Source organism: Anaerotruncus colihominis (assembly GCF_010206195.1).
GTDB classification, from domain to species: domain Bacteria; phylum Bacillota; class Clostridia; order Oscillospirales; family Ruminococcaceae; genus Anaerotruncus; species Anaerotruncus colihominis_A.
In genome coordinates this window covers 207,468-220,606 of the sequence record NZ_VIQT01000009.1, presented here as the reverse complement: position 1 = coordinate 220,606, position 13,139 = coordinate 207,468, and the positions used below count along the sequence as shown (strand labels likewise).

The 13,139-nt window shown below is 54.1% G+C and carries 13 protein-coding genes; 10 read left to right on the top strand and 3 right to left on the bottom strand.

The window, feature by feature from the left end; genetic code table 11:
- Positions 1 to 45 precede the first annotated feature (45 nt).
- The 10 genes from FMM72_RS05220 (at position 46) to FMM72_RS05175 (ending at position 10,394) form a co-directional block, all read left to right on the top strand.
- The gene (locus FMM72_RS05220; RefSeq protein WP_160208703.1) at positions 46 to 495 is read left to right on the top strand and encodes a MarR family transcriptional regulator; all 450 of its coding nucleotides are present in this window, start codon (positions 46 to 48) and stop codon (positions 493 to 495) included.
- 250 nt (positions 496 to 745) lie between these two features.
- Positions 746 to 1,957 carry an amidohydrolase family protein gene (locus tag FMM72_RS05215; protein WP_162220795.1) on the top strand — a complete coding sequence of 404 codons (1,212 nt, stop codon included), beginning with the start codon at positions 746 to 748 and terminating at the stop codon, positions 1,955 to 1,957.
- A 75-nt stretch (positions 1,958 to 2,032) separates the two neighbouring features.
- Positions 2,033 to 3,571, top strand: coding sequence for an ABC transporter substrate-binding protein (locus tag FMM72_RS05210; protein WP_162220794.1), 1,539 nt, complete (start codon positions 2,033 to 2,035; stop codon positions 3,569 to 3,571).
- 89 nt (positions 3,572 to 3,660) lie between these two features.
- On the top strand, positions 3,661 to 4,596 hold the full coding sequence (gene nikB, locus FMM72_RS05205; RefSeq protein ID WP_160208706.1) for a nickel ABC transporter permease: 936 nt from the start codon (positions 3,661 to 3,663) through the stop codon (positions 4,594 to 4,596).
- A gap of 13 nt (positions 4,597 to 4,609) precedes the next feature.
- The gene (locus FMM72_RS05200; RefSeq protein WP_180322885.1) at positions 4,610 to 5,515 is read left to right on the top strand and encodes an ABC transporter permease; all 906 of its coding nucleotides are present in this window, start codon (positions 4,610 to 4,612) and stop codon (positions 5,513 to 5,515) included.
- A gap of 13 nt (positions 5,516 to 5,528) precedes the next feature.
- Positions 5,529 to 6,512, top strand: a complete 984-nt coding sequence (locus tag FMM72_RS05195) for an ABC transporter ATP-binding protein (protein ID WP_162220793.1) — start codon at positions 5,529 to 5,531, stop codon at positions 6,510 to 6,512.
- Positions 6,509 to 7,477: an ABC transporter ATP-binding protein gene (locus FMM72_RS05190; protein WP_160208708.1), complete on the top strand. Its 969-nt coding sequence runs from the start codon at positions 6,509 to 6,511 to the stop codon at positions 7,475 to 7,477. The genes FMM72_RS05195 and FMM72_RS05190 overlap by 4 nt, the downstream gene beginning before the upstream one ends.
- On the top strand, positions 7,474 to 8,175 hold the full coding sequence (locus tag FMM72_RS05185; protein WP_162220792.1) for an L-2-amino-thiazoline-4-carboxylic acid hydrolase: 702 nt from the start codon (positions 7,474 to 7,476) through the stop codon (positions 8,173 to 8,175). The genes FMM72_RS05190 and FMM72_RS05185 overlap by 4 nt, the downstream gene beginning before the upstream one ends.
- 114 nt (positions 8,176 to 8,289) lie before the next feature.
- Positions 8,290 to 10,050 (top strand): FAD-binding protein, encoded by a 1,761-nt coding sequence (locus FMM72_RS05180; protein WP_162220791.1) that lies wholly within the window; start codon positions 8,290 to 8,292, stop codon positions 10,048 to 10,050.
- A 35-nt stretch (positions 10,051 to 10,085) separates the two neighbouring features.
- Positions 10,086 to 10,394, top strand: coding sequence for a 2Fe-2S iron-sulfur cluster-binding protein (locus FMM72_RS05175; RefSeq protein WP_160208711.1), 309 nt, complete (start codon positions 10,086 to 10,088; stop codon positions 10,392 to 10,394).
- Positions 10,395 to 10,465: 71 nt separating this feature from the next.
- Here the strand turns inward: FMM72_RS05175 and FMM72_RS05170 are convergent, their stop codons facing one another.
- The 3 genes from FMM72_RS05170 to FMM72_RS05160 are packed head-to-tail and all read right to left on the bottom strand — an operon-like array spanning position 10,466 to position 13,138.
- Positions 10,466 to 11,110: a precorrin-8X methylmutase gene (locus tag FMM72_RS05170; RefSeq protein ID WP_162220790.1), complete on the bottom strand. Its 645-nt coding sequence runs from the start codon at positions 11,108 to 11,110 to the stop codon at positions 10,466 to 10,468.
- A gap of 10 nt (positions 11,111 to 11,120) precedes the next feature.
- Positions 11,121 to 11,645, bottom strand: coding sequence for a cob(I)yrinic acid a,c-diamide adenosyltransferase (locus FMM72_RS05165; protein WP_160208713.1), 525 nt, complete (start codon positions 11,643 to 11,645; stop codon positions 11,121 to 11,123).
- Positions 11,642 to 13,138, bottom strand: a complete 1,497-nt coding sequence (locus FMM72_RS05160) for a cobyric acid synthase (RefSeq protein WP_162221061.1) — start codon at positions 13,136 to 13,138, stop codon at positions 11,642 to 11,644. Before FMM72_RS05160 ends, FMM72_RS05165 begins: the two co-directional genes overlap by 4 nt.
- Between the last annotated feature and the right edge of the window lies 1 nt (position 13,139).

Below are 13,139 nucleotides of genomic sequence, written 5' to 3'. Positions count from 1 at the left end.
ATTTATACAGAATGTTTCGCAAGCCAACAATTTGGAGGCGAATGTGTGGACCCGTTTATTAAGGAACTTGACGAAGCAATCGGAAAATTATGTGAATGTGAGCACAAGATCAACCAGAAAGCGCACGATTATGGCTGCGGTGTCCTTTTACATATGAGCGATATCCACATGATTGAAGCGATCGGCAATTATCCCGACAGCAACATCACTGAGATTGCAGGTCATCTGGGATTTTCCAAGGGAACCGTCTCCAAATTCACAAAAAAGCTTGAAAAAGGCGGATTTATCCGGCGCTATCAGTACAAGGACAATCGAAAGGAAACGTTTTTTTCACTGACGGAACTCGGCAGAAAAGCATACGAAGGGCATTATGCCTTTCACGAAACCAAAAGCGCCCATACACACCGCGAATACCAAAAATATTCACCTGAACAGCGGGCATTGATCCTGGACTTTATTCGAATGTATACCGATTACCTGAAGGATTACATATGATCGGCTTTCCCGCCGGACCCTGCATATCCGGCGGTTTTGTTTTATGAAATGGTTTCCATCGGAAACATTATTTTATGCAAAATCGTTTCCCAGGCTAACAATTTTATCTAACTGCGGGAATCCATTGCGGACGTCCTTTTGGTCTCGATTGAACCGTTCACAAAAATGCACCCGCATTTTTTGTGAACTTTATTTTATCTCGATTGATTTATCATTTTAAAATGATAAATTCGTAAAGGGAGGAAGTTATTTGAACTATATCCTGAAAAACGCAACTGTTATCACGATGGACGATCAAAAGGTCTTTTATAATACAGACCTGTTTGTCGCAAACGGACGGATCCTTAAGATCGCTCCGCACATCGAACCGTTTGGAATTCGTGTTGTCGACTGTACTGGAAAGTTCCTGCTTCCGGGGCTGATCGACTGCCATATCCATATGGACAGTAACGAAATTACGGAAATGCTGCTGGCAAACGGCGTTACTGCCTGCCGCAACATGTGGGGCTTTCCTGAAACGCAGCAGTGGTGCCAGGAAATCGAACAGGGCAAACGATTCGGTCCAAAGGTGTATTCCACCGGGCCGCTTACGGACGGTCAAACCTATTGGGAGCATTCACTGATCGTAACGACGCCGGAGCAGGCCGAACAGGCGGTCGTTGACTGCTTAAGCGGCGGTTACCAGTATGTCAAAACGTATCCCAGCATCCCGCGCGACGCATTCAAGCGGATTATGGAGACGGCAAACAACTTCGGGATCAAGGTCATGGGACACGGCAATTATAACGTCTCTTTCCGGGAGCTGCGCGATTGGGGCTATTACTCGCTTGAACACACAAGCTGCCTGCCGAAAACGGATGATGAAGTACTCATGCTTGCCGAGTCAGATATGTGGTTCTGCCCTACCCTGACTGTTGGACGCACGATTTACAATTATGTACATCTTGACCACAATGTACGCGAGACGAAGCATTACAATTCCATGTGCAGCTATTGGCAGCGTGATTGGGATAAAATTACAGCCTGGCGTAAATCGCTTCACCGCTATGACAATATGGATTTTGAGGGCGAACTTGAACGGGCCAGGCTGTTCGTCCGCCATTCCGACAATATCCTGATGGGTACGGATGTCCCGAATCCTGGCGTGACCGGCGGTTTTTCCGCTCATGAGGAGCTGGCGGACATGGCTCAGACCTTTGAAATGAGTCCATATCAGGCTTTGCGTACCGCCACGGTCAACGCCGCGCGCAGCCTCGGCGTCTCCAGAAGCAAGGGGATGTTAAAGCCGGGAATGGACGCCGATATCCTGATCCTTGAGAAAAACCCTCTGGAGGATATCGCCAATACAGAGACCTTCTGCGCGGTCATACGTGAGGGGGCGTATCACGACAAGGCTGAATGTGAAGCTGTGCTGGCACGCGTCCGGCAATACAGTGACGATGAAATTGAAGCTTTGATGTAAAAAACCGGATTAAAGGCCGGCCGTTTTGCGGCCGTTACAGCCTTTAATATAAACAATCCAATGAGGAGGACCATTATGTTCAAAAAGACACTTGCGCTGGCGCTGAGTTTGACGTTAAGCGCTTCGTTGTTCGTGGGATGCGGCGGTTCCGCCAGCTCTACCCCGGGCACGCAGGGCGGAAATACTGCTGCTAGCGACGCCGCACGCTCCGACCTCGTTGTCATCCTTCCGGATGATTTCACAACGCTCGAGCCCTTTAAGCTTCCTTCCAGCGCGGAGATCAGCTTCTGCGCCAACATCTTCGATGGCCTTGTTGAATACGGGCCTGATCACCAGGTCGTTGCCGCGCTTGCTGAATCGTGGGAAATGAATGAGGCCGGTGATTCTTACACCTTTCATCTTAAGCAGGGAGTCAAGTTCCACAACGGCGAGGAGCTGAAAGCAAACGACGTTGTCTACAGTGTCAACCGTTTTATCAGTGAGGAGTGGATGCTGTTCAGCTCCTTCATGATTAAAGACGCCGAAGCGATCGACGACTACACTGTCAAGATCAATTTGAAGTATCCATACGGCCCGTTTTTGAGCATGCTTACATACATGTATATCGCTAACGAAAAGGCGATGACCGAAATGGGCGACGACGCGGCAAAAAATCCGATCGGCACTGGCGCGTACAAATTCAAGCAGTGGGACGTCGCACAGCAAATTGTCCTGGAGGCCAATCCGGACTATTACAGGGGCGCCCCGTCCATCAATACGCTGACCTTTAAGATTATCCCCGACTCCAATACGGCGTTTGTTGCGCTTGAAACCGGCGAAGCGGATCTTTCCTTCAATTGCAGCGCAATGGATTTTGAACAGGCCAAGAACAACCCGAATCTCGCCACGGACAGCACCACCAGCAACTATTTTTATACAGTGAACTTCAACAGTGAAAAGGTTGACAAGCAGGTCCGCAAGGCGCTCAGCCACGCTGTTGACCGCGATGCCTTAAACGTGCTCGTCAACGAGGGCACTGGTATTGTCGCCGACCTGCCGCTCGTCGAAGGACAGGAGGGCCACACGACCGATATTACCACTTATTCGTATGATGTGGAGCTTTCCAAATCCATGCTCAAGGAAGCGGGATATGATGAAAGTAATCCTTTGACGCTCGATTTCTTCTATGGTGAAGGCACCGAGAACAACAAGCTCGGGCAGGCGCTTCAGTCCATGTTTGCCGAGGCCGGCGTTACCCTGGAGCTGAATCCGGTTGAAACGGGAGCCTGGTGGCAGCTATTCGGCGACGGCGATTATACCGTCAGCCGCGGCGGTTATCCGATGGAGGATCAAAACACCGATTCCCCATATTTCGACATGTATCACAAGGACGGCACCTTCAATGTCAGCCGCGTGAACAATCCGGAGGTCAACAGCCTTCTGGAGCAGGCCCGTCAGGAGCTTGACGCTGACAAGCGCAGCGAGCTTTATATTCAGGTCAACCAGATTCTGACCGATGAAGCATATTTCATCCCCTGCTATTTCCGCGCTTCTACGATCGTTTACAACGCGAACCTGAAGAACGTCAAAGCAGTCAACAATCAAAAATATCTGTACAGAGAGTTCTCCTGGTAACAAATGCGCATCTGCCGGAAGGAAGGCATATCCTTCCTTCCGGCATTCCGTTTTTTTAAATTGATAGATTCTTACAAGGAAGTGGCATTATGGGCAGATTCATACTCAAGCGCGTGCTGCTGATGATCCCCATTCTGTTCGGCGTCACCATCATCGTTTTTACGGTGATGTCCTTTACGCCGGGCGATCCCGCGCGCCTGATGCTCGGACAGGCCGCGCCAAAAGAAGCTGTGGAACAGCTCCGCGAGGAAATGGGGCTTAACGATCCATTCGTTGTGCGATATGTCCGTTATATGGGCGATGCGCTCCATGGTGATTTTGGTACCTCATATCGCACCGGACGCCCTGTTTTTGAGGAGATTTTTGTCAGATTTCCCGTAACACTCAAGCTTGCATTAACGAGCATCGCACTTGTCATCCTGATCGGTATCCCGATCGGAATTCTATCGGCTGTCAAGCAATATTCCTTCCTGGATGTGATCAGTACAGTATCGGCTATGCTGATGGCTTCCATCCCTGGTTTCTGGTTGGGATTGATGATGATTCTGCTCTTTTCCCTCCGTCTGGGGTGGCTGCCGTCAAATGGAATCGGGTCATTTGCACATTACATCATGCCGACCATCGCCCTCGCGCTGCCAATCGCAGCGGAGGTTCTTCGTATGACGCGTTCAACAATGCTTGAAACGATCCGGCAGGATTATATTCGTACAGCGCGTTCCAAGGGGGCGACGGAAAAAATCGTCATCTGGCGGCATGCGCTTAAAAATGCGCTGCTGCCCGTTATTACAGTCATCGGTTCGGAATTTGGCGGCTTGCTCGGCGGTACAATTCTGATTGAATCCGTTTTTGCAATCCCGGGTCTTGGCAGCCTTGTGGTCAACTCCATCCGGACCAAGGATGTGCCGCAGGTCATGGCGGCAACATTGTTCATTGCGCTGATCTTCTGCGTCGTCCTGCTTCTGGTGGACATCGCGTATGCGTACATCGATCCGCGCGTCAAGGCACGCTATGAGCAAAAACGATAGGAGGCGCGATCTGATGAGTCATTCTAACAAACGCAAAATCGCGCAGTTGGAGCGCATAGCGTCCGGCCGGCGCGCTGGAGGTCTGTCGGACGTTTGGCACCGGATGAAGAAAAATAAACCTGCGATGGCGGGACTGGTTATCATCACAATCTTTATCCTCGCAGCCATTTTTGCCGACCTGATCGCCAATTTTGATACGCTGGTCGTGGCGCAGAACACTGCAATTCGCCTTCAGCCGCCCAATGCGCAGCATTGGTTCGGTACGGATGGCTATGGACGTGACATCTTTGCCCGTGTTGTCCACGGCGCACGCGTTTCTCTTTCCATTGCGTTTCTGACAACAGCCGTTTCCTCTCTGGCTGGCGGCCTGCTTGGTTCTGCTGCGGGCTATTACGGCGGAAAGGTGGACAACGTTATCATGCGTATCATCGACACAATCATGTGTCTGCCACCGATGCTCTTTTCTCTTTCCATCGTGGCGGCGCTCGGCGCCGGTATGCGAAACCTGATCATTGCAGTCAGCGTTACGATGACGCCGTACTTCACACGCGTGGTTCGCGCATCCATCCTGACAGTCGTCGGCTCCGACTATGTCGAAGCAGCGCGTTCCTGCGGCGCCGGCGACGCGCGCATCATTCTGCGCCACATCATTCCAAATGCAATCGGCCCGGTCATTGTCCAGGCCACCATGAGCGTTTCGTTTATGATTATGCTGGCGGCGGGACTGAGCTTTATCGGTCTGGGTGTCCAGCCTCCAATGCCGGAATGGGGCGCGATGCTCTCCGAGGGGCGCGAATATATGCGCTATTCGGCGTACATTGTGGCATTCCCCGGGCTTGCAATCGTTTTGTCGGCTCTCTCGCTGAATCTGCTTGGCGACGGCCTGCGCGATGCGCTTGACCCGAGATTGAAAAACTAAAGGGGGCTGCGACGTGGGAGAATCGCTGTTGGAAATTAAGGACCTGACGGTCCGCTATGAAACGGAAAATGAAATCGTCCACGCAGTCAACGGCGTGAGTTTCTCGCTGGGCAAAAAGGAGACGCTCGGACTTGTCGGCGAGACGGGCGCAGGCAAAACGACAACTGCGCTTGCCATCCTGCGGCTTCTGCCCTTTCGGACAGGAAAAATCGCCGGAGGCAAAATTCTTCTGGAGGGCAAGGACCTTTTGGAGGAAAAAGAGGAAGCCATGCGTATGGTACGCGGCGATAAGATCGCGATGATTTTTCAGGATCCGATGACAAGCCTCAACCCGGTCATGCGCGTCGGCGACCAGATCGCTGAGAACCTGGAGCTTCATAACCGCGACAAGCGCAGCAAGGCTGATATTGAAAAGCGTGTCTGCGAGATGCTCGAACTGGTCGGTATTCCTGCCCGCAGACGAAACGAGTATCCGCATCAGTTTTCCGGAGGTATGAAACAGCGCGTTGTTATCGCGATGGCGCTCGCCTGTTCCCCGGAGCTTTTGATTGCCGACGAACCGACAACGGCGCTCGATGTGACAATACAGGCGCAGGTGCTTGCGATGATGGACGATCTGAAGGAACAGCTTGGAACTTCCATGGTCATGATCACGCATGATCTTGGCGTCGTAGCGCAGACCTGTGACAAGGTTGCGATCATGTACGCCGGCGAGATTATTGAGTATGGCACGATCTACGATCTGTTCGAGGGCAGCCGTCATCATCCATATACAGTCGGCCTGTTTGGTTCAATACCGGATCTTTCAGCGCACAAGAGCCGCCTGACGCCGATCGAGGGCCTGATGCCCGACCCAACCGCCCTTCCGGAAGGCTGCAAATTTCATCCGCGCTGTCCGCAGTGCATGGAAATCTGTAAAACGCACCGCCCTCCCCTTTATGAGTCGGGCACGCATCGCATCAGCTGCCATCTTTTCGCAAAGGAGGAACAGGCATGAGCGTTTTACTCGAAACCATCGGACTGAAAAAGTATTTTCAGACAGCCGCTGGCAAACTGCACGCGGTCGACGACATCAATCTAAAAATCGGCAAGGGCGAAACGCTTGGCGTTGTCGGTGAATCCGGATGTGGAAAATCCACCCTTGGGCGTGTCATCCTGCGCCTTCTTGAGGCGGACGCAGGACAGATCCTGTTTGAAGGAACGGATATTTTAAAGCGGACGAAAGCCCAGATGAAAGATGTGCGCACACAGATGCAGATCATCTTTCAGGATCCGTATTCAAGCCTGGACCCGCGTATCAGCGTCATTGATCTGATACGTGAGCCGATGGTTGTCAACAAGCTGTACGGCGGCCGCGCCCAAACAGAGCAGCGCGCGTTGGAGCTTATGGATAAGGTTGGATTGGCGCGCAGGCTTGCCAATTCTTATCCGCATGAACTGGACGGCGGACGCCGCCAGCGCATCGGCGTGGCTCGTGCTCTGGCAGTTAATCCAAAATTCATTGTCTGCGACGAACCGGTTTCCGCGCTTGATGTGTCCATCCAGGCGCAAATTCTGAATCTGCTGATGGATTTGCAGGACGAGCTTGGTCTGACCTATCTGTTCATCACGCACGATTTATCCGTTGTGCGGCATATCTCAAATGAGATTATGGTCATGTATCTCGGCCAGTGCATTGAGCGCGGTCCGTCTGCGGACATTTTCGAGCATCCCCTTCACCCCTATACCAGGGCGCTGCTCAATGCCATCCCTCACCCCAACCTTCATATGCGCAGCCATAAGCCGCAGATCATCCGCGGCGAGGTTACGAACCCGATTGAGCCGAAGCCGGGCTGCCGCTTTGCCTCCCGGTGCGACCGGTGCCATGAGGGCTGTACCGCGGCCGACCCGGCGCCGCGCGAAGTTTCTCCAGGACATTTCGTGGCGTGCACGCTCTATGACGAAGGGCGGGCTGAAGCATGAATTTGAACGAGAAGCATCATGCCGCGATTGTACTCGCCTTTTACCGCGCTTTGCGCGACGAGCATGGCGAAACGGGGCTGCTCGCCTTTTCCATGGCGCAGCGCCTTTATGGCGAGCAGCGCGGCCGGCGCATGGCGCTGCGCGCCCTGCGCGACGGTCACAAGCTCGGCTACACGGAATACTTCGCTTACAGCGAATGGGAATGCACTCCCGAATTTTTTGATGTGACAATGGATGCGCATCCTGGCTGCGTGGACGAATGTGTCACCCGCTGTCCATGGGCAGACGTATTTCGCGCCGCTGGAGAGCCTGAATGCGGCGAACGCTACTGTGCGGACATCGACCGGTCGATTGTACGCGGCTTTAACCCCGAATTGCGCCTTGATCTTGACGAAACACAGCACCGCGGCGGCGCCTGCCGCTTTCATTTCCGGGACGCGGGCGTCACACCGGACCTGTTCGAACGTGGCGATGCTCTTAAAAAAAGCGAACCTATCTTGCCGTTCACGTACCATTGCGCCCATGTCTGGCGCACCTATTGCGACATTGTATCGGACGTGTTCGGCGATGCGGGCTGCGCGCTGATCGACCGTGTGCGCGGACATTTGCAGAAAACGTATGGAGCCGCATTTTTCCAGACACTCGACGCGTTTTCAGATACAGATTTTAACCGTCTGCCGGTTTTCACGACGGATTGATCAACCGGCATGGCTGGATGGCGGTGTGTCCGCTGTACGGGGCCTATTGTCAAAAAATATCAAACAGGCTCTTAAAAGAACCGCCCCCATCGGGCGGCCAATCGGAGGAAAGTAATGATACAGAAAGCATCTCCCCATGATGTCATCGTCATCGGCAGCGGAGGCGGCGGACTTCGTGCCGCTATTGGCGCCGCCCAGGCGGGCGCGCGCACACTTGTGATCTCGCGTGGAAAAGCGAACCGCAGCGGCGCAACGCTGCTGGCGGGGGCGAATATCAGTGCTGATATTGCCTGCGACGGCGCAAGCCTGTCCCGGCTCGGCATTAGCGATGGTAACAAAAATGATACACGCGAGGCATGGTTTTCCGACTTGCTGCATGAAGGATTCTTTCTCAATAACCAGGAACTGGTATCGCTGTTTGTGGAGACAGCGGCCGATCGTGTGGAAGAGCTGGTTCATTGGGGCATGAAGGTCCGCGGCATGGAGGGAAAACGTGAATTGTCCGTCTTTGGTTCGGACATTCTCGATACGCTGTATACCAAGGCCAAGGCCTGCGGCGTTGAATTTATGGAGGATACCGTGTTCTGCGACCTTGTAACGGAAAATAAGACGGTCGCGGGCGTTGTATGCCTTGATTTCTATACAGGCGAACTGATCTTTTTACCAGCAAAAGCGGTCGTCCTTGCGACGGGCGGCGCGCACAATGTTTTCCCGGTAAACAGCGGTTCGACCGACCTGTGCGGCGAGGGGCAGGCCGCTGCGCTGCGCGCCGGCGCGCAGCTAGTTGACATGGAAATGGTGTCCTTCTGCCCGACGGTTACGCTGTACCCATCGATGTACCGCGGCAATATTCTGCCATACATCTTCTTTTCGACAGGCTATGGCAACCTGCGAAACAAGTACGGAAAAACCTTTACAGAGAAATATCTCTCCAAAAAGGTGGAGCGTCTGGCCTTGGACAGCGAATGGAACAAGATGCTTCTGTCCTACGCCATTCAAGGTGAAATCAACGCTGAAAAAGGCACGCGCGCCGGCGGTGTTTATTTTGATCTTGACTTGTATCCAAAGGAAATCCTTGAGGAGCTGTACACAGACCTGCCTCCGCTGAAAACGGGCATCTATGCGGACATTATGAAAATTCTTGAGGCGGGCCGCGCTCTGACGATCGCGCCGGCGGCGCATTATTTTGAAGGCGGTGTCCATGTAAACGCCGATATGGAAACCGCCGTGCGCGGACTCTATGCGGCCGGTGAATGTGCCGGAGGGATGTTCGGAGCCAACCGTGTCTCGGCCGCAACAACGGAAATGCTTGTCGAGGGCGCGCGCGCCGGCGACAGTGCCGGCGCCTACGCGCGCGGCGCTGATTTGGCCGCTGTATCCAGTGATACGCTCGCCGCAATTGAATCTGAGCTGCTCCATCCGTTTGGCGGCAGCGGCCCGCAGCCCGGTACGCTCAAAACAGAAATTCAGCGTATCGCAGGCGGCTGCCTGACCGTGATCCGCAGCGGCGAAAAACTGGAACAGGCGCTTGGACAGTTGAACGCCATGCAGGACGGCGCGCTCGGGCAGGTTGGCATCACAGATCAAAACCGTATCTGCAATCGCCAGTGGCTCGATTACCTCGAGGCGCGCAGTATGCTGCTCACCGCGCGGGCAATTGTCAAGTCCGCCCTGCTGCGCGGCGAAAGCCGGGGCGTCCATATCCGGGAGGATTGTTTCGTGACAGACAATCAGGCGTTCTTTAAAAATACGGTCATTGAAAATACCTCGCTTGCCAGCCGGCTGGACGATGTTAAAACACCGTATATGCAGGCGCCGTGCGGACGGATGCCTTATATCGACTATATCGAGCAGGTTGTTGAAAAGCTGAACTGACCGTCAAAACTAGCCGCAGATACAGGAGGAATCCGATGAGAACCATCGCTACAACAATCCGGCGGTACAGCGCGGAAAAAGGCGCTTATACGCAGGAATATTCCGTCCCGGTGGACGAGCACGAGGTCTTGTCCGTCATGAACGTACTGGAATATATTTATACGCATTTGGACAACACACTCGCATTCTTTTCACACGCCGCCTGCAAGCAGGCTGCATGCGGCAAATGCCTGATTAAAATCAATGGCAAACCGCGGCTGGCCTGTAAAGAGCGCGCTGATACAGATGAACTGCTGCTTGAACCAGCGGGCAAAACGGTTATCCGTGATCTGATCAGCAAATAGTATCGATTGAGAAAAGGCGTACCCAACCAGTGGTTGGGTACGCCTTTTCTTTTTTTGCCGCGGCTTTGTTTTCAGCGCGCGCCATCCAAGCTATAAAGCAGCGCATTGATGATGGCTGCGGCGACGTTGCTGCCGCCCTTACGGCCGCGCGCAACAATATACGGCACATCTGTTTTCAGGATCAGTTCCTTTGATTCGACAACATTTACAAAGCCAACCGGAACGCCGACGATCAGCGCCGGATGCAGCTTCCCTTCCCCGATCAGCTCATAAAGACGAATCAGAGCCGTCGGCGCATTGCCGACAGCAAAAATGAATGGGCGCTCCAGCGTACACGCCTTATCCATGCAAGCGGTTGCACGTGTTGTACCGTTTACGCGCGCGGCTTCGGCAACATCGTCGTCAGACATAAAGCACAGCACCTCCCCGCCGAAGCGCGCGAGACTTTTTTTATTGATGCCCGCGCGCGCCATCTGTGTGTCGGTAACAACCGGTACACCGGCGCGCAGCGCGGCATGGGCCGCCTGTACTGCATCCGGCGAAAAGACGAGGTTCCGTGCATATTCAAAATCAGCGGTTGTATGGATCACGCGGCGGACAATCGGGTCGGTTTCTTCATCGAGACGGACGCCCTGTGCGTCAAGCTCCTGTGCAATCATTTCAAAGCTGCGGCGCTCAATGTCCGCGGGCAGAATGGTTTCAAATGGATACGTCATATGCGCCCCCTTACATCTCAATGCCGCGCCGCGCCGAAACGCCGCGATCATATGGGTGTTTGACTTTTTTGATCTCGGAAACATAATCAGCGGCCTCAATCAGCCAATCCGGCGGATTTCGTCCGGTCATCACAAGCTCGAGCCGATCCGGCTTTTGCTCCACAAGACTGCGCAGCAAATCCTCGTCGATGAGCTGACAGGACAGCGCGCCCATCACCTCGTCGAGCACCAACAGGTCGCATGCGCCAGTGCGCGCCTGCTCAACAGCGGTGAGCAGATTTTTTGTATTGAGATCATACGTCTGCTGCAATTCTCGCCCGTCCATCTGAAACGTAAATTTTTCACTCGCCTTGCCGCGCAGCACCGTAATACCCGGAATATTTGCGAGCGCGCGCAGCTCGCCGGTTTCCTGGCCTTTGAGGAACTGCACCAGCAGCACTTTCATTCCACAGCCCGCCGCGCGTACCGCCAGACCGGTTGCGGCTGTTGTCTTTCCCTTGCCGTCACCGCAATAAATATGAATAAGCCCTTTCATATACCTTCCTCCAAAATACGGTAAATTTTCTTCATATCAAGATGTTCGCGCGCCGCGTCTGCCAACAGATCATACTGCGCCTGCCGATGCGATGCCGCGTCGAAAGCCGTGACAGCATCCGCATCCAGCCCCTTGGCCGCACACAGCGCGGCAATCAGCCCCTGCACGCTCTCCTCACGGTCAAACAGCCCATGTACATACGTACCATATACGTTTCGGCAGACACAGCCATCCTCCTTTTCCCGGCCATCGAACGTGCGCAGGCGGGTCAGGGGCGCGGAGGACTCCGTACGCCCCATATGAATTTCATACCCTTCGATCGGCGCGCCGGAAAGCCCTGCCAACAGGCCGCCGGCCAAAGCAAACGCGCCTGTGACACGCTCGCGCGTCTTTTCACGGGCAAAAACGGTATCGACCGGCAGCAGCCCAAATCCGTCCAGCATACCGCCGTGCTCCACGCCATCAGGATCGAGCAGTGTCCGCCCGAGCATCTGATAGCCGCCACAGATGCCCAGTACAGGACCGCCGGACGCCGCGTGCTTTTTGATCAACGCCTCAAGCCCGTTTTGACGCAGCCACAAAAGATCGCTCATCGTATTTTTTGTACCCGGTAAAATCACAAGGTCCGGCGCTCCAAAATCACAGGCGCGCCCGACATAACGCACGGAAACGCCGCCGACCAGTTCCAGGGGATTAAAATCGGTAAAGTTGGAGATATGCGGCAGGCGCGCCACCACAATATCAACCGCCTGCACCGCGCGGCGTTCCATCAGCCGGTCTGAAAGGCTGTCCTCGTCGTCGATGTCGACATGCAGATAAGGCATCACACCGGCGACTGGCACACCGGTGATCTCCTCAATCATGGAAAGCCCCGGAGCCAGAATCGTTTTATCCCCACGGAATTTATTGATGACAAGGCCCTTGACAAGCGTGCGTTCCTCCTCCTCCAACAGGAGCATGGTTCCAGCGAGCGACGCGAATACACCGCCGCGGTCAATGTCTCCGACCAACAGCACGGGCGCGCGGACAAGCCTTGCCAGTCCCATGTTGACGATATCATCCGCTTTCAGATTGATTTCGGCCGGGCTGCCCGCGCCCTCGATTACAATAATATCATACTGCTTGGCCAGCTTATGATACGCCTTGCAAATCTCAGGTATGAGCGTATGCTTCATCTGAAAATATGCGGCGGCGCTCATATTTCCGCGCACCTCACCGTTTACAATTACCTGCGAGCCTGTGTCGCTCGACGGTTTGAGCAGAATCGGATTCATCCAGACTGATGGAGCAATTCCGGCTGCTTGCGCCTGCACTGCCTGCGCGCGGCCCATTTCAAGGCCGTCGTGCGTAATAAACGAATTGAGCGCCATATTCTGTGATTTAAATGGCGCGACTGTATATCCATCCTGTGCAAAAATACGACACAGCGCCGTTGCCAGCAGACTCTTTCCCGCGCTTGAAGCCGTTCCCTGCACCATAATCGCCTGCGCCATC

Excerpts from the sequence above, each read along its gene's own strand:
- FMM72_RS05210 (WP_162220794.1), top strand. The coding sequence starts at position 2,033 with ATGTTCAAAAAGACACTTGCGCTGGCGCTGAGTTTGACGTTAAGCGCT.
- FMM72_RS05180 (WP_162220791.1), top strand. The coding sequence starts at position 8,290 with ATGATACAGAAAGCATCTCCCCATGATGTCATCGTCATCGGCAGCGGA.
- FMM72_RS05200 (WP_180322885.1), top strand. The coding sequence starts at position 4,610 with ATGAGTCATTCTAACAAACGCAAAATCGCGCAGTTGGAGCGCATAGCG.
- FMM72_RS05190 (WP_160208708.1), top strand. The coding sequence starts at position 6,509 with ATGAGCGTTTTACTCGAAACCATCGGACTGAAAAAGTATTTTCAGACA.
- FMM72_RS05170 (WP_162220790.1), bottom strand. The coding sequence starts at position 11,110 with ATGACGTATCCATTTGAAACCATTCTGCCCGCGGACATTGAGCGCCGC.
- FMM72_RS05175 (WP_160208711.1), top strand. The coding sequence starts at position 10,086 with ATGAGAACCATCGCTACAACAATCCGGCGGTACAGCGCGGAAAAAGGC.
- FMM72_RS05185 (WP_162220792.1), top strand. The coding sequence starts at position 7,474 with ATGAATTTGAACGAGAAGCATCATGCCGCGATTGTACTCGCCTTTTAC.
- nikB (WP_160208706.1), top strand. The coding sequence starts at position 3,661 with ATGGGCAGATTCATACTCAAGCGCGTGCTGCTGATGATCCCCATTCTG.
- FMM72_RS05160 (WP_162221061.1), bottom strand. The coding sequence starts at position 13,138 with ATGGCGCAGGCGATTATGGTGCAGGGAACGGCTTCAAGCGCGGGAAAG.
- FMM72_RS05165 (WP_160208713.1), bottom strand. The coding sequence starts at position 11,645 with ATGAAAGGGCTTATTCATATTTATTGCGGTGACGGCAAGGGAAAGACA.